The sequence below is a fragment of the Novosphingobium naphthalenivorans NBRC 102051 genome (assembly GCF_001590985.1).
Classification (GTDB): domain Bacteria; phylum Pseudomonadota; class Alphaproteobacteria; order Sphingomonadales; family Sphingomonadaceae; genus Novosphingobium; species Novosphingobium naphthalenivorans.
This window is the reverse complement of record NZ_BCTX01000036.1, coordinates 26449-50657: the sequence shown is the minus strand read 5'-3', so window position 1 is coordinate 50657 and position 24209 is coordinate 26449. Positions and strand designations below refer to the sequence as shown.

Here is a 24209-nt window from a genome sequence, read left to right as displayed (position 1 = left end):
GTACGGAATTCCTGATCCGAGCGGCGATTGCCGGCCTGACCGTTATGTCTCTACGGGCGACGTTCCCACAGCTGTCAGCGCAAGCATGCCCAAATTTTCCGGCTCGGGGATCAACCAGGGTCACTTGCGTGCATTCACCTCTTCACTGAGCATCGAAAAGGGCCTTGGCGACCTGTTCGTGCTGAACTCGCTGAGCGGCTACAGCAACATCAAGTACGAGTGGTTCGGCGGCCTGGATCATACTGTGTTCTCGCAGCTTGCGATGTACGAGCATACCGACGAAACGGCCTTTTCGCAGGAATTTCGCCTCACGAGTCGGCTTGAAGGTCCCCTCAATTTCATGATCGGGGCCTACTACAGCCATACCGAGCTGAACATGAACAACGACGTCTCCCTGAGGACGTCGAACTATTCGGCTGCGCTCGATCGTTTCGACTCCTTTGCCAATGTCCCCAGTCAGAAGGGCAAAAGCCTTTCTGCCTTCACGCAGGTGCGCTGGAATCTAGTCCCCGAGGTAGAACTCGCAGGTGGCGTTCGCTGGTCGCGTGAAGAAAAGCGCATGAGTCAGTACAACAGCTTTGGCGTCGGTCCATTTGCAACGCAGAATACTGTTTTCGCAACATCGATCGACAAGACACCCGGCGTTCTTGCGGGTCGGTTCGTGGATGAGAACGTCTCCCCCGAACTGACGCTCACCTGGCATCCGGAACCGAACAAGACCGTCTTCGCTGCCTACAGAACAGGCTTCAAGGCGGGAGGGTTCGGACTCACCAACCCCATGCTGGTGTCGTCCACCATTGATTCGATCAACTTCGAATCTGAAAAGGCGAAAGGCTTCGAAATCGGCGCCAAAGGCCTTTTCCTGGAAAACAGGCTTCGACTGAGCGTCGCAGCGTTCCGCTACAAGTTCAGCAATCTTCAGGTGAACACATACGACCCTGCCGCGCTTGCCTACAACATCAACAACGCGGGCGAACTCAAGCAGACGGGCGCGGAAATGGAGGCTAACCTGCGAGTGAACGACATCTTGGCGTTCCACGGCGCGGTGGCCTATGTGCACAATCGCTTCCATAATTTCGTGGGCCAGTGCTACGCCTATACCTTCCCCACGGGAACGGTCAGGGCAACGGCCACTCCTCCGCCGAACTGCTCCTTCATCAACTCGACCGCACTGACGTTGCAGCAGGATTTCGAAGGGCGAGCCCCCGCACGCTCGCCTGAATGGTCGGGCAATATCGGCGCCGTCGCAACCGTCCCACTAGGGACGGGCAAACTTGAGTTCACCGCTGACGGGCAATTTTCCGACAGTTACTATGCGGCTGATACACTGGTGGAGGCCAGCAAGCAGGATGCATTCTGGCTGCTCAACGGTAGCGTGAGCTATACGAGCGACAATGATCTTTGGAAACTTGCATTAATCGGCAAGAATCTGAGCAACGAGTACTACCTGAGCTTCGCGATGGATCGGACCGGTGGCGCCAGCATTCCAGGTGCGATCGGCGAGCAGCGCGCGGTGGTGTCGCGCGGACGGGAAATCATGCTTCAGGCATCGTTTAAATACTGACGAGGGGGAGAATGCGGCCAAACCGGCCCAACGCATAGCAGCATGATCCTTAGGAGATGAAAATGGGTAAACAACCCGACTTTGATGCAGTCGTGATCGGCGCCGGCATATCCGGCATGTACCAAGTCTACAAACTGCGTGAGCAGGGCTACAATGTCCGCGGCATCGAGGCTGCGCCCGATGTCGGCGGGGCGTGGTTCTGGAACCGCTACCCGGGATGCCGGGTAGATTCCGAAAGCCATACCTACAGCTATTTCTGGTCGCCCGAACTTCTGCAGAAGTTCAACTGGACCGAACGCTTCGCGGGGCAGCCGGAAGTTCTATCCTACCTCCAGACCGCTGCTGAGCACATGGACATCCGCAAGGATTACATCTTCAATCAACGCGTGCGCAGTGCGCGCTGGGACACGGAGAACCAGTACTGGGTCATCCAGCTTGAGGAAGGCGGGTCAATCCCGATGACCGCACGCTTCCTTTTCTCGGCGATGGGGCCTCTTTCCGCTCCCCAGATGCCGAACGTGCCGGGTATCTACACCTTCGAAGGCGACTGGTGGCACACCGGCCGCTGGCCGCGTGACCCGAACAGCAACAAAGGCGCAAACATTGACTTCTCGGGCAAGCGCGTCGCGGTGATCGGGACCGGCGCTTCCGGCGTTCAGGTAATCCAGGAGATGGCCAAGGTCGCGAAGGACCTTTACGTCTTCCAGCGTTCGCCCAACTGGTGCAACCCGCTGGGCAATGCCCCGCTGAGCCAGGAGGAAATGGACGAAATCAAGGCCAAGTACACCGAACTGAACAACTTCTGCGACACCACGCTTTCGGGCTTTCCCCACAAGTGGATGCCGGAAAACACCCTCGACGTTCCCGCCGACGTTCGCGAGGCCAAGTACGAAGAGCTTTACAAGGGACCGGGGTTCCGGCTCTGGCTGGGCAACTACCATGATTATCTCGAGAACCCGGAAGCGAACGCGATTGTCACGGATTTCGTCACGCGCAAGATCCGCGAACGCGTCAAGGATCAGGCTGTAGCCGACAGGCTGATCCCGAAGGACCATGGCTACGGCACCCGCCGCGTGCCCATGGAGACGAAGTACTACGAATGCTACAATCAGGATAACGTTCACCTTGTCGATCTGCGTGAGACGCCGATCGAGCAGATCGAACCCAAGGGCATTCGCACGAACGACGGGCATCTCTATGACGTTGACGTCATCGTTTATGCGACCGGGTTTTACGCCATCCGCGGATCGCTCAGCCGCGTGGAAATCTATGGCAAGGATGGACGTTCGCTCAACCAGGTCTGGAAGGAAGAGGGCGTCAGCACTTACCTTGGCCTGACCGTTGACGGCTTCCCCAACTTCTTCACCCTTGTGGGGCCGCAGAACGGCACGGTGTTCTGCAACATCCCGCGCTGCTCGGCGACGGCGATCGACTGGAACACAAACCTGATGCAGTTCATCAAGGACAATGACATCAAGGTGCTCGAGGCCGATCCCAAGGCCCAAGACGAGTGGAACGAGTTGTGCATGGACCTGCTCTCGAAGGGGCTCATCGGGAAAACCAATTCCTGGTTCACCGGCGTCAACAAGAACGTGGAAGGCGCGCAGAAGCGCGAAGTCCTTTTCTATGCGGGCGGCAATCCCGAGTTCAAGCTACTATGCAAGGACATCGAGGCCGACAACTGGCGCGGCTTCCTGTTTGACGGCGTCCCTGCCGACAAGATCAAGGAACCCGCATGAGAGTTGCCGATGTCCTTGAAGCCCGCTTGTCTCTGTCCGGCAAGACGGCAGTAGTGACAGGCGCGGCCAGCGGCATCGGCCTCGCGACAGCAAGGCTCCTGTGTCAATTGGGTGCACAGGTCGCCTTGCTCGACCGCAACCAGGAAGGGTTGCAGGCCGCGCTGGAGCAGATCGCCGGCTTTGCGGGCCGCGCGCTCTCCTTCGAGGTCGATCTTTCCAGCACGGACTCGATCGAGGCCGTCTTCGCCGACATCGTCGAACAGTGTGGCGGCATCGACATCCTGGTGAACTCCGCCGCGATGAATGTTGCCGGGGCAAGCGTCGATTACGATCTGGATACCTGGCAGTGCGTACTCAACGTCAACCTGACAGGACTTTTTCTGGGTTGCCGTCTGGCGGCACGATCGATGATAGAACGCGGCGTCGGTGGTTCCATCATCAACGTCGCCTCGGTCGGCGGACTGAGTGCCGGGATTACCGGGCGCGGCAATGCCAACCCGTCCTACCGCGCCAGCAAGGGCGGCGTCGTCAACCTGACGCGCGCACTTGCGGTCGAATGGGCACCCCAGAAGATCCGGGTCAACGCCGTCGCGCCTGGCTATGTCCGCACGCCAATGGTTGCCCGCCTGACCAACGATCCCGCGCGCGAGGCGGCCACAGCCGAGAAAGTCCCGCTTGGCCGATTTGCCGAGCCGGAGGAAATCGGCTGGGTCATCGCATTCCTGGCGGGGGAAGGTGCCTCAATGGTGACCGGGCAAACTGTCCCGGTCGACGGCGGCCTGCTGGCCTGACCAGGACACAAGATCCATGTCCAAGCACAAGAAACCCCACGTCCACCCCATCGATGAAGCCTGGCTCGCCCTCGGCGAAGAGGCGCCGATCGGGTCCGATGTCGACATAGTCGACTCGCACATCCATCTGTGGGACTTTTCCGAGCCCGCCTATTTCCGGGCCGCCTACGAGCAGGACGCAAGGTCAGCGGGCATTTCGGCGTCGGTGTTTGTCGATTGCACCATGGCCTATCGCGAAGAGGGTCCGATCGAACTTGAACCGGTCGGCGAAGTCGAATTCGCGAGCCAACAGGCGCTGGGCAACTCAAGCGATGTAAACGTGGCAGCAGCGATCATCGGCTGGGCCGATCTTTCGCTGGGCGATGCAGTAGAGCCCGTGCTCGAGGCTTTGAACCAGGCCGGTCGCGGCCGGTTTCGCGGCGTGCGAACCCGTGCGACCTACGATGCCGATGCGGTCGCAGGATATGGCGATCAGGGGGCACCGGCCGGCCTCATGGGACAGGATGCCTTTCGGCGCGGCGTGGAACGTCTGGCCACCGACGGGTATGTGCTGGACCTGTACGCATTCCACACGCAGCTAGGCGAGGTAGCCGATCTCGCACGAGCCTTCCCCGATCTGCCCATCGCCCTTAACCACATTGGCGGGCCATTGGGCGTAGGCCCCTACGCCGACAGGCGCGAACAAGTCATCGCCGATTGGAAAGCCGGCATGAGCGAAGTGGCCTGCTGCACGAACGTGAGCGTCAAGATCGGCGGATTTGCGATTTCGCGCCTGGGCATCGTCACGGCCGACGGGCGCGAACGCCCTGTCTCCTCCGAGGAACTCGCAGACATCTGTCGCCCCTGGGTCGATCATTGTCTTCGTGAGTTCGGTGCCGAACGTTGCCTTTTCGGCAGCAACTTCCCGGTCGACAAGGTGGCCATACCCATGCGGACACTGGTGAACGGCATGAAGCGGCTGGTTGCCGATCTGCCGCCGTCCGGGCAAGCCGCCTTCTTCGCAGGCAATGCTCGCGGTTTGTACCGTATCTGACGCGGCAAGAGCCAGTTTCGAGAGGAAAGACAAAATGTCGTCGCAACCGCTTTCGGGCATCAAGGTCCTCGACCTGTCGAGGGTGCTCGCCGCGCCATTTGCCGGCCAGATGCTGAGCGACCTGGGAGCCGAAGTCATCAAGGTCGAGTCCATGGGGGGTGATGATACCCGCACGTGGGGCACGCACTATTTCCGTGCGATCAATCGCGGCAAGAAGAGCATTGCGGTCAACCTCAAGGACCCGCGCGGACAGGAACTGGTGCGTAGGCTGGCCCTGCGATCAGACATCCTGCTGGAAAACTTCAAGGTCGGCGACCTCGCCCGTTACGGGCTCGATTATCCCACCTTGAGTCAGAGCAACCCGGGCCTCATCTACCTTTCGGTCACGGGCTTCGGCCAGACCGGCCCGCGGAGCAGCCAGCCCGGTTACGACACGATCATCCAAGGCATGACCGGGATCATGACGCTGTGCGGCGAACCCGATCGTCCGCCTGCCCGCGCTGGCCTGCCCATGGTTGACATCATGTCGGGCATGGTCGGATCCGTCGGCATTCTTGCAGCGTTGCACGAACGGGGACGCTCCGGCATGGGACAGCACATCGACATTTCGCTTTTCGATGTCGGGATCATGATGCTGGTCGATGCCGGTCAGGACTATCTCGATCACGATCACGTCCAGAGCCGGCTCGGCGGGATCAACCGCAACTTCTCGCCGGGGCAGCCTTTCCAGACGAACGACGGCTGGGTTACTCTGGCGGTCGCCACGAATGACCAGTTCCGACGGATGTGCAACGCCATGGCCCTTCCAGATTTGCCCGACGACCCGCGATTTGTGGACAACACGGCTCGTGTCACCAATCGCGCCGAGCTTTCAGCGATCCTGGCGCCAAAGTTCGCGGCAGGCTCCACGCGGGAATGGGAAGCTTGCTTCAAGGCCGCCATGGTCCCCCTCAGCCCGATCTTCAACGTTGCCGAGGCGTTTGCCGAAGAGCAGAGCGCGGCACGCAACCTGGTCTGGAACATGGGCAACTCACTCCGGCTCATCGCCAATCCCTTGCAGCACATGAGCAGGACGCCCGCTCGTCCGGTCGGCCCTCCGCCAGAATGGAACCAGGATCTCGAAAGCATCCTGCGCGATGAGCTTGCAATCGAAGGAAACGAATTGCAGGAACTGGTGGACGCGGGCGTTCTGGGCAAGCCTCTGCACTAGCGGCCGATTGCCGCTGAACCGTGCATCCAGAAAAGAATAAGCTGAGCGGGAGAGGACTTCGTGCAGCAAACGCATGGCGAACAGGGCGGACCGTCGGCAGCACGGCAGGGCGGGGCCTATGCGTGGTATGCGCTAGGCATTCTCATCATCGCTTACACCTTCTCGTATCTTGATCGCCAGGCGCTGACTCTTCTCGTCGGCCCGATCAGGAAATCGCTGGATATCTCGGATACCCAGCTCAGTTTGCTGCACGGTTTTGCCTTTGCCATCTTCTACACCGTGCTTGGCCTGCCGCTGGGCCGCTTGGTGGATCAGCACCGCAGGACCACGATCATCGCGGCCGGCGTAGGGGTCTGGAGCATCATGACTGCGCTGTGCGGGCTGGCGAAGAACTTCACGCACATGTTTCTCGCGCGGGTCGGCGTGGGCGTCGGGGAGGCATCGCTCTCACCGGGCGCCTACTCGCTCATCAGCGACTACTTTCCGCCGCGCACCCGCCCCGTGGCGCTCAGCCTGTATCTGAGCGCGATCTACGTCGGTTCGGGGCTGGCAACGATCATTGGCGGCACCATCATCGCCATAATGCCCGCCATGGAACTGCCGGTGGTCGGTCACCTGGAACCCTGGCAAGGCGTCTTCATCGCCATCGGCCTCCCGGGTGTGCTCGTGGCGCTGTGGGTCATGACCATGCGCGAGCCGGCCCGCACCGGCAAAAAAGCAGACATGGTCCCCACCATCGGCGCCACCATGCGATACATGGCCGACAACGGCCGGACCTATTCGGTGATGATCATGGGGTATGCACTGCTGACGCTGATGTGGAACTGCGCAATAGCGTGGTACCCTACCCTTTTCATGCGCGTTCACGGGTGGTCGACGACCGAAGTGGGCACCCGTTTCGGACTGGTGATCATGGTATCCGGCGCCCTTGGCGTGCTGTGTGGCGGAATTCTCGCAACCCGGTTGCGCGATCACGGCCTGAAGGACAGCAACATCCTGGTAGGGATCGTTGCCGGCCTTATCGCGTTACCGGCGGGACTGGCGAGCGGCCTGCTTCAGGACGCGTGGCCGATCCTGGCCGCTGTCTTTGTCTTCCAGTTCGGCTGCGCCATGCCCTTCGGCGCTGCTGCGGCAGCGCTGCAGGACATCACGCCGAACCAGATGCGCGGACAGGTCACCGCCATCTACCAGTTCACAACCAACATGTTCGGCATTGGGCTTGGCCCGACGTTGACCGCTCTGTTCACCGATCACCTTTTCCGGGATGAAATGGCCCTGGGAAGCTCCCTGGCGCTGTCGATTGGGATCAGTGGTCCGGTGGCGCTTGTTCTGCTGTGGATCGCGCGCGGAACCTATAAGCGCACGCTGGCCAGCGTGGATTTCTGACCGCCGCTTCCATCGACAGATGAAAACCGGTTCGAAGAATTCGGCATGGACCTGGGGCTGCCCCATCCGTCCAGTCCGCTCGCGCCGGACTTCAGGTGATCCGTACTGACACCAGTTCGGCGGCCAGCTTCGCCAATCGGAACTTCTGCGGACGCCCGGTTGCGGTGACGGGAATGTCTTCGGCCCGGATCAACACTGCGTGACGCGGCACCTTGAAGCGCGCCAGGCGTTCAGCACACAGTGCGATCATGGCATCGGTATCCGGCACCAGTCCGGGTTCAGGCACCACGCAAAGGCACCCGACCTCCCCCATTCGCGGATCGGGAATCCCGACGGCCAGGACCTGCGACGTGCCGGGGAAGTCGGCCAGGAGGGTTTCGATCTCTCGCGGCATGACCATTTCGCCGCCGCAGCGGTAGGTTTCCTTGATCCTTCCCGTCAGCCTCAGGTACCCACCCTCGATCAGCCGCCCGAGGTCGCCCGTCCGAAACCAGCCATCACTGGTGAAGGCGGCGGCGGTTTCGTCAGGCCGTTCATAATAGCCGCGGGTCACGATCGGCCCTCTGACCTGCAGTTCGCCGTCCACCCCGATGGGCACTTCGAGGCCCGTTTCCGGGTCCACGGCGCGATAGAGCGCAACCCGGCCTCCAAGCGATTCGTCCCCGGCCACACCGGCCAGTTTCGTTCTCCCGTTCGTTTCGAGCAGACACTCCTCCGGATCTTCTGTCCAAGTGCACATCGCCGAGGCCGTGGTTTCGGTCATGCCGTAGGCCGTGTGGATCTCGCGCGCGCCCAGATCCTCTCGAATGTACTGCCATATCGAGGGCGGATTGACGCCCCCACTGTTGAACACCGACAGCAGGGCGGGCGAGTGGAACGTGCGCGCCCTCGCCTCTTGGATGAGCGCTTCGGTCATGACTGGAACGCAGACCATGTCCGTCGTCTCCAGGCGCTCTGCCCAGTCCAGCATCGTGGAGGCATCGAAAACAGGATGCGGCACGATGCAGCCGCCCACGAAGAGCGAGGCTATCCAGCACTCGACGTACCCGAACACATGATACATCGGCAGCGCGAACTGGATCCGTCGCCCGTCTTCGAACGACCGCGTCAACGCAGAGGAAAACGCTGCACGCAGCACCATGTCATGGGTCACCATCGCGCCTTTGGGATGTCCGGTCGTGCCCGAGGTATAAACAATGTCCGACAAGGCGCAGCCTGATGCCGCCGCTTCGCAGCGGGCGAGATCGCGGTCCGATTCGAGCGAGGCCATCGACCGAACCTGGTCCAGCACCAGCACGCCATCACCGGCAGAAGCATTCGTCTCCCTGATGATGATTCGCTCGAGGCCCTGCACATCCTTTCGGATTGCCAAGAAATCCGCCAGGTAGTCTCGGTCCCGATACATCGCCATACCGACAAGGAACCGGCTGCGCGACTGTTCGACGACATACCGCAGTTCGTCCCGTCGGAGCGCATAATTCACCGGCACCGCTACCGCACCAATTCGGGCGAGGGCCAGCTTGACGAGTGGAAACTCGGGAAAGTTTGCCATCACGATCGCGACATGGTCGCCAGGCTGAAGGCCCAGTTCAATCAACCCCGAGGCCAGCGCCCTGCTCTCTTCCTGCAGCCGGTTGTAGGTAAATTCCTCGTCCACGGTCAGGATCGCAGGCCGCGCGCCATGCTCGGCTGCGGCAAGGTCGAAAAGTCCGGCTATCGTGAGGTTCGGCCACCGTGGAAAGCGATCGAGAATGGCGGCGCGCCTATGTTCTGGCGATTTCAAGTTTCCTTCACTCCCCGGATTGACCCTCGCTTGAATTCAATTTAACAAACATTTGTTTATATGCAAGTCGGCCAACCGCCGGAGAGCAGGTTCGCCGCAAGAGGGAACGAGGGCTATGGATTTCAGTTTTACCGAAGAACAGCAGATGTGGCGCGACGTCGTCAACAGCTTCATGGAACGCGAGTTTAGTCAGGAACTGACCCTCAAGCACGACCAGGCCCGCGAATTCCCCGAAGAACTCTATCGCAAGATGGCCAAGGAAGGCTGGCTGGGCCTGCTCATTCCCGAAGAACTCGGCGGCCTTGGCATGGATAGCGACCCCGTCATGTTCGCCATCTTTTGCGAAGCGATCGGCAAGTACAGCCTCGATACCGCGGCCTGCATCATGACCTCCATGTTCACCGCAACGAACGTGGCCCGTCACGGCACCGCAGAGCAACGCGCCCGCTATCTTGACCCCTTCCTGGCCGGCGAGGCGAAGTTCGCCATATCGATCAGCGAACCCCAGTCGGGATCGGATGCAGCAGGCGCCCGCTCCACCGCCAAACTCGATGGCGATGAATGGGTGGTCAAGGGAAGCAAGGTCTGGTGCTCGGGCGCCCATCATCCCAACACCTGCATCGCCATGATGCTGCGCACTGGCGAAGGCCGCTACGATTTCAGCGTACTGCTCATCCCCAACGACACACCGGGCCTCGAAGTCCAGAAGATGGATACGCTTGTGCGCCGCAGCCTGGGCACGACGTCGCTGTTCATGGATGACCTGCGCCTGCCCAAGGACGCCCTGTTGGGCGAAGTCGGCAAGGGCTGGAAGTACATCGGCGAACACCTGAACTTCGAGCGTCTTTCGATCGCGGCATCGCAGATCGGCAATGCCCGTACTTGCCTCGACGATACCGTTCGCTATCTCAGCGAACGAGAAGCCTTTGGCAAGAAGCTTTCCCAGTTCCAGGTGCTCAAGCACCGTCTTGCGGAAGACCAGGCGCGCCTTTCCGCCGCGTACTATCTCGTCTATGCCGCAGCCTCCGCGATGGCGCGGGGCGAAGATGCGACCTCGCTGGTCTCGCAGGCCAAGCTGATCACTTCGCAGACGTTCTTCGATATCGCGACGAACGGCATGCAGGCCCTTGGCGGCTACGCCCAGCTGCCGGAATACCACATGGAACGCTATTTTCGCGAGGCCAAGCACGGAATGGTAGGCGGCGGGACAAACGAAATCCTGCGCAGCATCATTGCCAAATCCATGGGCCTTTGAAATAGCTCGCGGCTCTCAAACTGGCGGAGTAGAACAAGGCATGACTGCGGCTCAGAATGTCGAGGCAAATGGCAAGCCACGTGCAGCGATCATGAATGTCGCAATGCACCTTTTCGGCCAGAAGGGCTTTAACGGCACGTCGATGCGCGATATCGCCAACGCTGTAGGGCTCCTGCCTGGCAGCCTCTACGCGCATATCGAGAACAAGGAAGCGTTGCTTCTCGAGATTGTAGAAGATGGAGTTGGTCGCTTCATTGCCGCGGTGGATCCGTTCACCAAATCACAGACAGATGCCATTTCACGGCTTCGCAGGATGATTGTTGCGCATGTCGAGGTCGTAGCCGACAATCCCGAGCGGTCGCAGGTGGTCTTCCATCAATGGCGCTTCCTTGGCGAAAACAATTTGCCGAAAGCAATCGAGCGCCGACGGAAGTACGAAGCCTGCTTCATTCAGGTAATCCAGGAAGGCGTGGATGCTGGACTCATTCGCTCCGACATCAATCTACGCATCGCCGTTCTGACAATTCTTGGCGCGTTGAACTGGACGCCTGAATGGTTTTCCCCTGATGGCAAGCTTAACGCCAGGGAAATCGGCGACTTGATGGCTGACGCCCTCCTCGGCGGCATTCTGGCCTAAAACAGGAAGCCTCCTGCACTTGACTTGCCGTCGTTGTCACGTTAGCAAAAAACAAATGATTGTTTTAAGGAGTCGGGATGCCTAGATCCTATGTCGATCCAGAACCCAAGTGGTTCGAGGATTTTGAGTCAGGCGATACCATGACCACCCGAGGTCGGACGGTGGATATCGGCGACATCACCAATTATGCCGGCCTCACTGGCGATCACTATCAACTGCACACCGATGCTGCCTTCATGGCGAACAATCGGTTTGGCCAACGGATCGCGCATGGCCCGCTCACCTTCTCGCTGGCCGTCGGGCTGGTCGGCCTCAGCGGCTTTTACGGCGACGCGATTGTGGCGCTGATCGAAATCACCGGTCTCAAGGCAACCAAGCCTGTGTTTGCCGGTGACACCCTGCACGTCGTGGCGACCGTTACGACGCACGATGCTTCCGGCCCCAAGTACGGCACGCTGGGCGTCACCTATTCGGTGCGCAACCAGCACGACGACGAAGTTATGACCTTTTTGCAAACCATGCTGGCCAAGCGTCGGCAAGGAGAACAATAACATGTCCGAAAAATGGCAATTGCATGTATCCCCTGGCGCGGAAAACGATCCGGTATTCATCGGCGTCGGTGAAATCCCTTCTGGCAAGTTCCCTGAACGCGGCTTTATCCAGCAGTTGACCAAGGTCGCACTGCTGGCCATCAAGGACGCGGGCATGGTTCCCGCCGACATTGACACGATCATCCTCATTCCGAACCTTCACTCCGTCGCGGATCAGGCTGACCTGGTCTTCTCCCGCATGGTAGAAGAGCTCGGAATTCACGGAACCTGCAAATCGAGCTACATGGTCCATTCCGGCGGTTCGACGAGCGACAATGCCACGCGCGCCGCGCACGCGCTGATCACGGCCGGACATGCCCATAACGTTCTGGTGTTGCAGAGCGAACGTTGGGGTTCAGCTGACCTCAACGAGATGATCACGATGCTGTCCAAGAACGGCATTCCGGGCGAGTGGGAACTACCGACGGGCATCCAGTTCAACGCAATCGGCGCGATGATCACCCGTCGCTACATGCACGCATCGGGCAGTACGCCAGCGGAAATGGCGTCAGTTTGCGTAACCTTGCGCAACTGGGCCAACCTCAACGAAAACGCGATGTTCTACCACAAGCCGCTGACAGTCGAGCAGATCCTCGCCTCGCGCATGGTGGCCGATCCGCTGCACGCCTATGAATGCCCTCCAATGGCTGACGGCGCGTGCGCATTTGTGATGACCAGCACTGGAAACGCCAAGAAACGCGGCATCAGCAATGCGGTTCGCGTTGCCGGCACGGGTGGGTGTGTCAGCCACTACTGCCTTAGCCAGGAGCGCGACCAGGCAGTGCTTGGCTGGCCTGTGGCCGCGGAGCGCGCTTGGGAACAGTCCGGCTGGGGGCCGCAAGACGCGGACTTCTGCGAAATCTATGACAGCTATGCTGCCGTTACTACGATTGCCCTCGAAGGCCTTGGCATTTGTCCGGTTGGCGAAGGTGCCCGCTGGTTCGCGGAAGGCCACGGCAATCCTGGCGGCAAGCTTCCCATGAACACCAACGGCGGTCTGCTTTCTGCTGGCCACACTGGCGTTGGCGGCGGGACTGCGCTGCTGGTCGAAGGTATCCGTCAACTTCTTCATCGGGCGCCTTCCAAGCGGCAGATCGAAAACTGCCAACGCGCAATCATCGGCGGATCGGGCGGCAGCTACATGGACGCCCAAGTACTGTTGCTCGAACGTACGAAGCTGGGGGCTTGATCAATGCCTAATCCTACTATCGTCTCTGATTTCCGCGCCGGCCTGGCCTCGGGAAAGCTCCTCATCCAGAAGTGCGGCGATTGCGGCGAGGTCAACATGTGGCCGCGCTATGCCTGCCCCCATTGCCAATCCGAGAACCTCGGTTGGCAGGAAGCGAACGGCAAGGGCACCCTGCACAGCTTCTGCGTTCTGCGTCAGGGCGCCCCTGAAGGTTTCGAAGAGGACCTGCCCTATGCCATCGGCGTCGTGAAGCTTGAAGAAGGCGTTCAGCTGGCGGTTCGCCTGGTGCCGGATGCGTCCGAAGACTGGTCGTCGTATCAGTGCGATGATCAGGTTGAATTCGTGGGCAAGGAATCAGGGCGTGAATGCGCCTCCTTCCGCAGGGTGGGCGGCTGACAGGCTATGAATACTTTCGCTTTCCTCGAAAAGTCGGCGCGACATCGCCCGGATCAAGCCGCGCTGGTTCAGGGCAGCGAAACGGTGACCTATCGTCAGTTCCATGAACGGGCGTTGGCGATCGGCGGCAACCTTCTGGCGCAGGGCTGCGAACCCGGTGACCGTGTCGCCTTTTGTCTCGCCAATTCGCCGCGCATCATGGAGCTCATCTTCGGCTGCTTTGCCGCGGGTCTCATTGTCGTTCCAGTCAATGCGCGGCTCCACGCGCGCGAGATGGCCTACATCGTTGGCAACAGCGGCGCCAAGGTGCTGGTGCACGGCGGCGAATATCAGGCCGGGATAGCCGCCAACGCCGACTTGTTTGCGGGGGTCTCACGCTACTGCACCGAACCAGCAGACGGCGCCAAGCCCTTCGCGGAACTCCTAGAAAGCGCGAATGCTCTCAGCCGCGCTGTTGACGCGGCTCCGGATGACCTGTGCTGGCTGTTCTATACCTCGGGCACCACCGGTAAACCGAAGGGCGCGATGTGGAATCACCGCATGGTGAAGTGCGTCATCATGAATTACCTGGCGGATCTTCACAACATCCAGCCCGGTGAAACTGTGCTGCACTGCGCGCCGATGTCGCATGGCAGCGGGATCATCGCCCTTCCCGCCGTGGCTCGCGGTGCGACCAACGCGATGACCGAGACGAGCAGCTTCGAGATCGATTCCTTGTTGGCGACGGTTGCGCGCCTCCAGGTGTCGCATATTGCCTTCATGGCCCCGACGCAGATCGTAAAGTTGCTGGAAGATTACGAACCGGGCAAGCACGACATCTCGTCGCTCACCGCGATCACGTATGGCGGCGCCCCGATCTACGTCGATCAATTGCGGCAGGCGATCGATACCTTTGGGCCAATCTTCGTGCAACTCTACGGACAAGGCGAAAGCCCGATAACCATCACCGGCATGGGGGCCGGACTTCACGCCGAGTTGGTCACCGCCGGAGACCCGCGGATAGGTTCGGCCGGACAGGTCCGGACGGATGTGGAAGCGCACTGCGTCGACGAGAACGACAATCCCCTGCCGCCAGGCATGGCCGGCGAGGTTGTCGCGCGCGGTGATGTCGTGATGCCAGGATACTGGAACAATCCCGAGGCAACGGCCGAAGCACTGCGCGGCGGCTGGCTGCACACCGGCGATATCGGCTATTTCGACGATCAGGGCTACCTGTTCCTGCTCGATCGCGCCAAGGACATGGTGATCTCCGGCGGCAACAACATCTACCCCCGGGAAGTCGAGGAAGTGCTCATCCAGCATCCGAAGATCGCCATGTGCGTGGTTTTCGGCATCCCGGACGACTACTGGGGCGAGGCGGTTCACGCCGTGGTGGTCACCAAGCCGGGCGAAAACATGACGGCGCGCGAAGTCATCGACTTCTGCGGCGAACATCTGGCGGGATACAAGAAGCCCAAGGCAGTCGATTTTGTCGATGAGTTGCCGGTGAGCGGCTACGGCAAGATCCTTCGCCGGGAGGTTCGCGATTCCTATTGGCAAGGTCATTCCGGCCGCATTGGCGGTGGCTCCGCAGCGAAGGTTTCCACAACATGAGAAAAGTAGCGGTCGCCGGCGTCGGTATGAGCCAGTTCGGCAAGCAGATCGGCAGGGGACTGCGGAGCCTGTCGATGGATGCCGTGGAGAAAGCGTTTAAGTCGTCCGGGCTGACCTATTCGGATGTCGATCGGGTTTATTTCGGAAATGCGATTGCCGGCACAGTTGTGCAGCAGGACATGATCAAGGGGCAGGTGGTGTTTCGGCACCATCCACTCGGTCTTCTACCGATTATCAATGTCGAGAATGCGTGTGCCTCGGGAGGTTCGGCGTTTCTGCTGGCCGTCGAGGCCGTGACTTCGGGATGCGCCGATGTCGTGCTCGCGGTTGGCACAGAGCAGATGAACCACATCGATCGTAATCGCGCCTTCAACGCGCTCCGCGGCGCTACGGACATTGACGATATCGGCGAAGTCGAACCGGGCGTGGAAAGCGCCAATTCGGTCATGATGGATTACTATGCCGGCGTCGCGCAGGCTTATCTCGACCGCTATGGCGCCAGCGTCGAGGACTACGCACGTGTTGCGGTGAAGAATCGGCGTCATGCGGAAATGAACCCGCTGGCCCACATGCGCACGCCGCAATCGCTTGAGGATGTCCTCAATGCGCGTATGATCGTGCCGCCGCTCACCCTGCCTATGTGCTCGCCGGTGACGGATGGATCGGCCGCGGTCCTGGTGTGTTCACTCGATCGCGCAAAGGAGCTTGGCATTCCGCAGATTGTCGTCCGGGCCTGCCAGAATGCATCGGGCGCCAGTGGCGAGCCGGTCTCCGATTCCGTACACAAGGCCGTCGAATACTCGGGCGTTGCGGTAACGGATTGCGATCTGTTCGAACTGCACGACGCAGCAGCTCCGGCGGAGCTGACACAGTACCACGAAATCGGCCTGTGCGCCGAAGGTGACGGTTTCCGCCTGATCCGCGAAGGCATCACGCAACTGGGTGGCCAATATCCGGTCAATCTCAGTGGCGGCCTGCTCAGTCGCGGCCATCCGCTGGGCGCCACAGGGTGTTCACAGATCCATGAACTGGTGACGCAGCTTCGCGGCGAGGCTGATGCCCGGCAAGTCGACAGTCCTCGTCTTGCCATGAGCGTGAACGGCGGCGGGTTCATGGATGGAGCCTACGCCCTGGCGATCACGACCATCCTTGAACGTCTCTAGGCGGAACGGCCATGACCTACGACACAATTATCCTTGAGTATCCCGCCGATGGCGTTGCGCTGATTACGCTTAACCGGCCAGACCGCGGCAACGGCGTGGTGCCGGAACTGGTCTCCGACCTGCTCCATGCCATGAACACCATCGAGGCCGATTTTTCAGTTCGCGTACTTGTCATCACAGGCGCCGGAAAGCAGTTCTGCGCAGGAGCCGATCTCGTAGAATTCAAGCGTTACCTCGAAACGCAGCATGCCGCCTCGCAGGAACCATACAACGCCCGCGTGCTGCATCCGGTGACCCAGAAGCTGGCGACGAGCCGCCTTCCAGTCATTGCCGCGATCAACGGTGGTGCTACTGCGGGCGGTCTGGATTTTGCCTTGGCCTGCGATATCCGTATAGCTTCAAGCAAAGCCAAGCTGGGCGAGACCTACATCAAGCTCGGCCTGACGCCGGGCAATGGCGGCTCCTATTTCCTGCCGCGACTGGTAGGAAGTGGCATGGCGGCGGAGCTGGCGCTGACCGGAGATCTGATCGACGCCCAGCGCGCGCTTGATATCGGGTTGGTGAACAACGTCGTCGAGCCGGACGAGCTCATCCCGGCAGCCGTAGCCCTGGCCGCCAGGATTGCCGAACGGCCTCGCCTCGCTATCGAGGCAACCAAGCAGCAGCTGCGCCAGAGCTGGCATACGGACCTGCAGGGTACGATGAACAATGCCTTCTGGGCCGTCGCCACGCTGACGTACAGCGACGATCTGCGTGAAGGTGTGAACGCCGGGTTGGAGAAGCGCACCCCGGTCTACAACCGGAAATAGGGCGACTGCCCGGAGCGCTGCTGCAGCGGACAGGAATTGCACATGCTATCATTGCGTCTTGAGCTGTCGGACGGCACTGACTTGCAGGCCAGCAGCTTGCCACTGCGCATTCCCCGGGCATCCGGGGTGATTGACCCTGAACCCTTCCGCCACCGCGCCGTTCATGGGCCTGCCCTTGCCGAGGCGTTTGCGACGTCGGGAGGGATGCGCACGCTTCACCTGCCTGATGGCATGGCGGCGCCCGCGCTCGGCCTCGACGAGCCGCTCCTGACGTTCGTGATATCCGGAGAACTGGCAGCCCAGACTGTGAACCGGGGCACGGTGTCGCTCTTGCCCGGTGACCTCTTCCTGACCACGCAGGATGCCGCGTGGGATGCGATCATGCCCAATGGGGACTGCCGGTTGGTGCAGGTCCTTGTCGAGCCCGACTGGCCCGGGGCGAAGGTCAGGCCGGTGGACCACGCATCGACCCACCCTCGCCAAAATGAACCATGTAATTTCAAGCGAATGGTCCGGGCGCCAGACGAAAAATCCTACTTCCACGCTTTTCCCGAAATTTTCGGCACGCCCGGCGCATGGAGCGCGACCACGCCACTGGTCGGCTTCCGCTTCATCGGCATGGCGGAAGACACTTTCATCGACTGGCACCCCGAGATCGTCAACAATCTCGTGCTGGTCCTGTCTGGCGCGCTCGAGCTTGAAGTCGGCGGGGGCGCGGGGCGGGTTCAGGTCTTCCGGGAGGGCGATATCTGCCTTGCCCAGGACAAGACGGGCGAAGGCCATATCGACCGGATGCACGGCTTCGTGCACGTCGCGGTCCTGATCGTGGACGATTCCGAACTCTGGCCGCTTACCGTGCCTACAGAGGCATGATTCAGCCCAGATGTTCGAGGGGATTTTTCATCCTCTCGAACATCCGGGCCACCTCCGCCCTATTCGGTGCCGCGTATCTTGACGCTTTCGAGGTAAGCACGGGTCGAAGCGGACAGCGGATGGCCGCTGCGCGTCTTGGTGTTCACTTGCGCGATCGTACTGTACGAGATCGAAGCGCACCTGCCGTTCTGGAACAGCGCCTGACGCAATTGCATCGAGCTGTTACCGATCTTCTCGATGCCGTTCGCCACCTGGATTGTGCCGGGGTAGTGCAGTTCACCGAGAAAATCGATCGTGGTCGTAATGATGACGAAGAAGCAGTCGGGCTCAAGCAGATTGGGCGTCTCCAAGACGATCGTCGCCCGTCCCGCCTCGTAGAAGAACGAAAAAGCCACGTTGTTGACGTGCTGGTTGCCGTCCGTATCGCTCCACCTGACCTTCTCATCATGGACGACGGGATACGGTTCGAGAGATTTCCAATCCACCATGGAACCTGAGCCCTGCCTCAATCCCGGGTCTTGGTGAAAAATGGCACATAGCTGACCAGCAGGGGATCTGCGATCGCATCGGTCATCGTGAAGGTGGAACGCCTTTCGACAAGTGCCTGATAGGCGGCCTGCGGATCGTCGAGATCGTATATCGCAAGGTACTTGTGGTGCGGTTCCTGGCCTCCGGGCGTAATCTGCTGGAGTGCGCGATATCGGGTCATCGATCGCATGGTGGGCAGCGAGAGGAGATCGTTCGCATGGACTTCGTTGTACCAGTGGTTGAATTCATCGTCACGTTCAGGTGACACGCTGTTCGTCATCGCGACAAATATTGGCCGGCTCATCCTCGATCCCTTCCCATTAAGCACTCTGTCGATCGATCCTGTCGATCACTTGCCGGCGCAAAAACCGGCGCGGTGCGGCAATACCGCTCTCTAGTGTGAATGCGGCGGTGGATGCGCCATCTCTTCGCACGTCTCCGCAACAAGCCGAAGAAAAGCAGCACCTGCGCCTGGCCGCTCATCAGCCTGAAGAACGGCCAGGTACAGGAAGACGGCGCTCGGCGCCCGTCAGTCCTCGACGATCGTGATCGCGCGCTCGGGGCAGCTCTTCACGCCGAGCTTGGCGTTGGCTTCTTCGCCGGCAGGAACCTCGATCGTCTGACCTCGGTCAGCGTTGTAGCCATCTTCGTCGTTCAAACGGAACACGTTCGGAGCATACTTGGCGCAACGCCCATGACCACTGCAATTCACTTCGTCGATATGCACTTTCATGAGTTCGTCTCCAGTCCTTATTCTATATTTTAGCTCAGGCTTTCGATCTCGAAAGCAGATCGATCACCCCAAGCGCTTCGAGGCCAAGACCAAGGCTCAGCCCTTCGTCCATCAGGCGCTTGTAACGCTGGGTAAGGGCCACCCGGGTATAGCGCAGGGCGAGATCGGACTTGGCGGCAAACATCCTGGCGATTTCCATCGCCCGGTCGAACACCTGTCCCTGAGGCAACACTTCGCCAACAACCCCGAAGTCCAGCGCCTTGGCAGCATTGAGTTCCTGCCCCATGAGCAAAAAATAGCGGCCGCGGTTCGGCCCGAGGAGATGCGTCCACACCACGTGTGCGCCATCGCCAGGCACGATGCCGCCCATGAAATGAGGCGCGTCCTGGAACAGCGCCGTTTCCGATGCCAGCACGATGTCCGACATGACCGGAATCTCGGGATGGAAGCGGCTGGGTCCGTTGACAGCGCAGATGATCGGCACTTCGATGTCCAGCAGGTTGTTGAGCAACTTGCGTCCATCGAAGAAAGTGTGGTCCCATTCCGCAGGGTTGTTCAGCTTGAAGCTGGCGAAGTCGATCTCTTCGCACCAGGAATCGCCCGTAGCCGTCAGCACTATGACCCGGTTTCCACGATCGGCTCCGACATCGGCAAAGCAGTATCCAAGCTCTTCGTGGCTCTCTTCGCTCCACACGAACGAGCCGCCGCGCGTGTGCAACCGCATGAGCAGAATGCCGTCAGCATCTCGCTCAAGGGCCACATTGCCATACCGATCCTTGTAGTCGGCAAATTTTGGGGCAAGTCGACTCATGGTCTCACCACACCAGGTGGAGCGAACGCATCGAGCGCAGATACCCGGTGACGTAGGTCGGGGCCGTCCCTTCCTTGACGTGGAAGTCCGGGATGCGCTTCAGCCATTCTTCCAGCGTAGCCCGAAGCTCCACGCGAGCCAGGTTCGAGCCGATGCAGCGATGCGGACCGACACCGAAGGTCGAATGCGGTATGCCCTGCCGCCGCACATCAATCTTTTCCGGCTCGTCCATGTGACGGGGGTCGCGCGAGGCGTAGGCATAGCCTAGCATCACGAATTCACCTTCCTTGATTTGCGTTCCGGCGACCTCCACATCGCAAGTGGTCGTGCGGCCGAGCGCGACGACCGGAGGGAAGTAGCGGGCATATTCCTCGACCGCGTTTTCGATCAGCGAGGGATCATCGAGCAGGAGCTGCAATTGGTCACGGTGCGTTGCCAGGTGATGCAGGGCCGACGCCATGACGAAAGTCGTTGTCGCAATGCCGCCGAAAGTAAGGTCGACCAGGACGCTCACCTTGTGCTCCCAAGGCGCCTCGGTGCCATCGTCATAGGTCACCCCCGCCAGGATCGTATCGATGAGATCACCGCGCGCAGGCTGTGTAGAACGCCATTTGAGGTGCTTTTCGAGATAGTCAAAGACACCGCTAAAATGTCTAGCGCGCTCGTCCAGATCGGGAGCGAAGGTCCCTTCCTCAACACCGTTGACCAGGGCGGGAAGATCTTCGAGCGGCACGCCCAGCACGTTCTTGAAGAATGCCCAGCCCGGCAGAAGTGCACCAAATTCGCTGATGAATTCGCATTCGCCCTTTTCGATGAACCGATCGATCAGCTCGTTGACGTCGTTTCGCACCGGCTGGTCCATCGCGGCACAGACCTTGGGGCTGAGATGCGGATTGAGTTTGTGGCGCCAGCGCGTGTGCAACGGCGGGTCGCTCTCTTCGGGTATCAGGTACGGGATGCCGTCGGGACGATTGGGCATGTATCCCTTCGCTGCGCTGAATGTCTTCCAGTTCTGGGCCGCCGCGCGGACATCGTCCTGGGTAGTGAGAACGTAATAGCCGCGACCAACTTGCGAATGCGCGACCGGGCACTTGCGGACCATGTAGTTGAGCGTTTCGTTGAACTGGTCGTTGAAGCGCGGATCGTCGAGGTCGAAATCATTGACCAGGTCGCGGCCAAAGCGCTCGATCATCTCTTCCCGGGTTGCCCTAGGATACGTGTCATTCCGTGACTCGCCGTCATTCATGATTGCAATTCCTCATCCCGCCAGTTAAACCCGGCAAACAATCATTTGTTTTTGTCATCGCGAGACGCGTTGGTCAAGAGGTAGATTAGTGGCCCTCGGATTTTCCTCAAGCCCGGCAATCGGGCGGAGCCGTGCCTCGCAAGCACAGTTGGCGACATGCCGTAGCCCGGCAGGAAGCGCGCCCGCTGCCATAAGGGTTGCAAGGGTGTGATGGCAGCCGCCAGCCACGTAAAAGGGCGCAGCGAAGCCTTTTTTTCGCCCGGACTGTTTGGCAGCGCACTGACTCGGTCCGCCATCCTCTGGCCCGAGCGCGACGCCCTGGTTTCGCTTGCTCAGGGCGGCCAATACTCTTGGGCGGATCTGGAAAGGGAAGCCGAACACTTGGCCAAGGGACTTCTCGCCCTCGGCCTGGCCTCAGGCGATCGAGTCGCACTCTGGGCGCTTAACTGTGCCGAATGGATCATCGCGCAGTTCGCGACAGCCAAGGCAGGCATGATCCTTGTGACCATCAATCCCGCGTACCGGGTCACGGAATTCCGCTATGCCATGCAGGCCGCTGGCTGCACGGGGATCATCGTCGGCCCGGCCTTCAAGTCCAGCGACTTCGCCGGTATGCTACTTGAGGTTGCGCCCGAACTGGCCTTGCATGAAAGATCTCGTAAGCTTCCGAATTTGCAGGTGGCCATTGGCTTCGGAATTCCGGCCTTGCCCGGTATTGCGAACTGGGATGAAGTACGCGCAATAGGGAGGGCCAGTTCGCGCCAAGCACTTGATCGGTCCGAAGCGGCCATGGACGAACTGCAACCGGTCAACATCCAGTTCACCAGCGGCACGACAGGCCAGCCTAAAGGCGTGACGCTCAGCCATCGTAACATCCTTCAGAACGGGTGGTTCACCGCACAGGCGCTGGGGCTTACCGAAACCGACCGTCTCTGCCTTCCCGTTCCGCTGTATCACTGTTTCGGAATGGTCACCGGCGTGCTTGCCTGCGTCACCACCGGTGCGGCAATTGTCCTTCCCGGCGAAGCCTTCGATCCGTACGCAACGCTGGTGGCCCTCGAAAATGAACGCTGCACGGCGGTCTACGGCGTGCCGACCATGTATCTTGCGATGCTCGAATCGTCAGAATTTGCCCAGCGCGATCTACGCGCCTTGCGGACAGGCATCATGGCCGGTTCGCTTTGCCCGCCTCCCCTCATGCGAAACGTCATGGAGCGCATGCACGTCGCCGATCTAGCCATCTGTTACGGCATGACCGAGGCACCGGTCAGTTTCCAGACATCGCCAAGACATACGATCGACCAGCGAATGGAAACGGTCGGTACCGTGCAACCCAACATCGAAGTAAAGCTCGTGTCGGACTCGGGCGAAACCGTGCCGCTGGGCACGCCCGGCGAGATCTGCGTGCGTGGCTACAACACCATGGCCGGTTACTGGAACGATCGCGATGCGACGGCAGGGGCCCTGGACACCGCTGGCTGGATGCACACCGGAGACCTTGGCACGCTGGATAACGATGGCTTCTTACGGATAGTCGGACGGATCAAGGGCATGGTGATTCGCGGCGGTGAGAACCTCTACCCCAAGGAGATAGAAGATTTCCTGCGCCGCCACCCGGACATTCTCGATGTCCATGTCTTTGGCGTGAGCGACGACACATTCGGCGAGGAACTCTGCGCGCGGGTGTCACTGCGGGCAGACTGCCCCGAAGATGCCGATGCGCTCCGCTCTTTCTGCAAGGGCAGGATCGCCCGGCACAAGATCCCCAGGTACATACGCTTCGTAAAATCCTTCCCGATGACCGTCACCGGCAAAGTCCAGAAACACGAAATGCGCAGGTTGATGGAAGTGGAATTCCAGAAGGCCTGAAATCGAATTGGCAGTTCCACCCAGACTGACCCCGGCATGGCAGTGCGCCATGCCGGGGTACTTTATCTGGCAATTACAAGATCATCCGGCATGCCACCTCGACAGTTGTCAGAGAGCGGTCATCCCGCCATCGATGACATGCTCCATGCCCGTGATGAATGACGATTCATCGGATGCCAGGAATATCGCAAGATTGGAAACTTCGCTGCATTCCGCCAGGCGACCGAGCGGGATCATGCTCAGGGCTTCGCCCCCCTCTTCGTCGGTCGCGGCCGCCATCATCGGCGTCCTGATGTAACCCGGATGGATCGAGTTACAGCGGATGTTCTGCTTTCCGTATTCGACCGCGATTTGCTTTGTCATGCCACGAACGGCGAATTTGCTTGCGACATAGGCCGCGTTGGGCGCGCCGTAGATTGCCACCAGGCCCGCGATGGAGGAAATGTTGACGATCGCTCCGCCGCCGGACTTGATCATCGATGGGATCACGGCCTTCATGCCAAGGAACACGCCGGTCTGGTTGATCGCGCAGACCCAGTTGAAATCCTCTTCGCTGAAATCGAGCGTCGTTGCGATCTTGCCGAGCACGCCGGCATTGTTGACGAGCACATTGACCAAGCCGAACGCGGCCTCACCCTTCGCTATGACCTCGTCCCAGTCCGCCTGCTTCGAGACGTCCTGCTTTACGGCAATTGCGGAATCTCCCAGGCTTGAGGCCAGTTCCTGAATTGCCTCGACGTTGATGTCGGTCAGAATGACCTTGGCCCCTTCAGCAACGAAAGCCTTGGCATGGGATGCGCCCATACCTTGCGCCGCGCCTGTGATGATCGCAACTTTTCCCGACAATCTGCCCATGCATACCTCTCCTTGTTTGATCAATCCGATGAACCATTAATCGCACACCAAAAAGAAAACAAGTGTTTGTTTTTTTGATTTCCGAGCGTAAACGCTTTTCCGAATCGCTCCAAACATATCGAACCTGCCGCGGGCCATGCCGTCAGAAGATAGGCA

The 24209-nt window shown here is 60.2% G+C and carries 23 protein-coding genes; 16 read left to right on the top strand and 7 right to left on the bottom strand.

Annotated features, from left to right (window positions below; genetic code table 11):
* The 6 genes from NN5_RS13370 to NN5_RS13345 all read left to right on the top strand — a co-directional run.
* Positions 1-1564, top strand: a 1564-nt coding sequence (locus tag NN5_RS13370) for a TonB-dependent receptor (RefSeq protein ID WP_217998649.1), incomplete at its 5' end; no start/stop codon positions are given.
* A gap of 62 nt (positions 1565-1626) precedes the next feature.
* On the top strand, positions 1627-3303 hold the full coding sequence (locus NN5_RS13365) for a flavin-containing monooxygenase (RefSeq protein WP_067734598.1): 1677 nt from the start codon (positions 1627-1629) through the stop codon (positions 3301-3303).
* A complete protein-coding gene (locus NN5_RS13360) occupies positions 3300-4094 on the top strand; it encodes an SDR family NAD(P)-dependent oxidoreductase (RefSeq protein ID WP_067734597.1) in 795 nt (264 codons plus the stop codon). The genes NN5_RS13365 and NN5_RS13360 overlap by 4 nt, the downstream gene beginning before the upstream one ends.
* 16 nt (positions 4095-4110) lie before the next feature.
* Positions 4111-5127 (top strand): amidohydrolase family protein, encoded by a 1017-nt coding sequence (locus NN5_RS13355; protein ID WP_067734596.1) that lies wholly within the window; start codon positions 4111-4113, stop codon positions 5125-5127.
* A 34-nt stretch (positions 5128-5161) separates the two neighbouring features.
* The gene (locus tag NN5_RS13350) at positions 5162-6337 is read left to right on the top strand and encodes a CaiB/BaiF CoA transferase family protein (RefSeq protein WP_067734595.1); all 1176 of its coding nucleotides are present in this window, start codon (positions 5162-5164) and stop codon (positions 6335-6337) included.
* A gap of 60 nt (positions 6338-6397) precedes the next feature.
* Entirely contained in the window at positions 6398-7723 is a 1326-nt protein-coding gene (locus tag NN5_RS13345) for a spinster family MFS transporter (protein ID WP_067734594.1), read from the top strand.
* Positions 7724-7814: 91 nt separating this feature from the next.
* Here the strand turns inward: NN5_RS13345 and NN5_RS13340 are convergent, their stop codons facing one another.
* The gene (locus tag NN5_RS13340) at positions 7815-9506 is read right to left on the bottom strand and encodes a class I adenylate-forming enzyme family protein (RefSeq protein ID WP_067734593.1); all 1692 of its coding nucleotides are present in this window, start codon (positions 9504-9506) and stop codon (positions 7815-7817) included.
* Between the two features lie 115 nt (positions 9507-9621).
* Here NN5_RS13340 and NN5_RS13335 point away from each other — a divergent pair, with 115 nt between their 5' ends.
* From NN5_RS13335 to NN5_RS13295, 9 genes are all read left to right on the top strand, one after another.
* On the top strand, positions 9622-10761 hold the full coding sequence (locus NN5_RS13335; protein WP_067734592.1) for an acyl-CoA dehydrogenase family protein: 1140 nt from the start codon (positions 9622-9624) through the stop codon (positions 10759-10761).
* 40 nt (positions 10762-10801) lie between these two features.
* Positions 10802-11398: a TetR/AcrR family transcriptional regulator gene (locus NN5_RS13330; RefSeq protein WP_084384918.1), complete on the top strand. Its 597-nt coding sequence runs from the start codon at positions 10802-10804 to the stop codon at positions 11396-11398.
* 77 nt (positions 11399-11475) lie between these two features.
* Positions 11476-11949 (top strand): MaoC/PaaZ C-terminal domain-containing protein, encoded by a 474-nt coding sequence (locus tag NN5_RS13325; RefSeq protein WP_067734591.1) that lies wholly within the window; start codon positions 11476-11478, stop codon positions 11947-11949.
* A gap of 1 nt (position 11950) precedes the next feature.
* Positions 11951-13177 (top strand): thiolase family protein, encoded by a 1227-nt coding sequence (locus NN5_RS13320; RefSeq protein WP_067734590.1) that lies wholly within the window; start codon positions 11951-11953, stop codon positions 13175-13177.
* Positions 13178-13180: 3 nt separating this feature from the next.
* A complete protein-coding gene (locus NN5_RS13315) occupies positions 13181-13573 on the top strand; it encodes a Zn-ribbon domain-containing OB-fold protein (protein WP_067734589.1) in 393 nt (130 codons plus the stop codon).
* A gap of 6 nt (positions 13574-13579) precedes the next feature.
* Positions 13580-15166 (top strand): AMP-binding protein, encoded by a 1587-nt coding sequence (locus NN5_RS13310; RefSeq protein ID WP_067734588.1) that lies wholly within the window; start codon positions 13580-13582, stop codon positions 15164-15166.
* Complete coding sequence (locus tag NN5_RS13305; RefSeq protein WP_067734587.1) at positions 15163-16329, top strand: thiolase family protein; 1167 nt, start codon at positions 15163-15165, stop codon at positions 16327-16329. The genes NN5_RS13310 and NN5_RS13305 overlap by 4 nt, the downstream gene beginning before the upstream one ends.
* A gap of 11 nt (positions 16330-16340) precedes the next feature.
* Entirely contained in the window at positions 16341-17138 is a 798-nt protein-coding gene (locus tag NN5_RS13300) for an enoyl-CoA hydratase/isomerase family protein (protein WP_067734586.1), read from the top strand.
* Positions 17139-17180: 42 nt separating this feature from the next.
* Positions 17181-18011, top strand: coding sequence for a cupin domain-containing protein (locus NN5_RS13295; RefSeq protein WP_157081132.1), 831 nt, complete (start codon positions 17181-17183; stop codon positions 18009-18011).
* Positions 18012-18070: 59 nt separating this feature from the next.
* Here the strand turns inward: NN5_RS13295 and NN5_RS13290 are convergent, their stop codons facing one another.
* The 5 genes from NN5_RS13290 to NN5_RS13270 all read right to left on the bottom strand — a co-directional run bounded on the left by NN5_RS13290 (position 18071) and on the right by NN5_RS13270 (position 21275).
* Complete coding sequence (locus NN5_RS13290; protein WP_217998647.1) at positions 18071-18496, bottom strand: acyl-CoA thioesterase; 426 nt, start codon at positions 18494-18496, stop codon at positions 18071-18073.
* A gap of 20 nt (positions 18497-18516) precedes the next feature.
* Positions 18517-18843, bottom strand: coding sequence for a DUF4286 family protein (locus NN5_RS13285; RefSeq protein ID WP_169800988.1), 327 nt, complete (start codon positions 18841-18843; stop codon positions 18517-18519).
* 225 nt (positions 18844-19068) lie between these two features.
* A complete protein-coding gene (locus tag NN5_RS13280) occupies positions 19069-19272 on the bottom strand; it encodes a ferredoxin (protein WP_067734582.1) in 204 nt (67 codons plus the stop codon).
* Positions 19273-19306: 34 nt separating this feature from the next.
* Positions 19307-20083, bottom strand: a complete 777-nt coding sequence (locus NN5_RS13275) for an enoyl-CoA hydratase/isomerase family protein (protein ID WP_067734581.1) — start codon at positions 20081-20083, stop codon at positions 19307-19309.
* A gap of 4 nt (positions 20084-20087) precedes the next feature.
* On the bottom strand, positions 20088-21275 hold the full coding sequence (locus NN5_RS13270; RefSeq protein WP_067734580.1) for a cytochrome P450: 1188 nt from the start codon (positions 21273-21275) through the stop codon (positions 20088-20090).
* Between the two features lie 264 nt (positions 21276-21539).
* On the opposite strand from NN5_RS13270, the gene NN5_RS13265 reads away from it, so the two are divergent.
* Positions 21540-23198, top strand: a complete 1659-nt coding sequence (locus tag NN5_RS13265; RefSeq protein ID WP_067734579.1) for an AMP-binding protein — start codon at positions 21540-21542, stop codon at positions 23196-23198.
* Positions 23199-23306: 108 nt separating this feature from the next.
* Here the strand turns inward: NN5_RS13265 and NN5_RS13260 are convergent, their stop codons facing one another.
* Positions 23307-24053, bottom strand: a complete 747-nt coding sequence (locus NN5_RS13260; RefSeq protein WP_067734578.1) for a glucose 1-dehydrogenase — start codon at positions 24051-24053, stop codon at positions 23307-23309.
* Between the last annotated feature and the right edge of the window lie 156 nt (positions 24054-24209).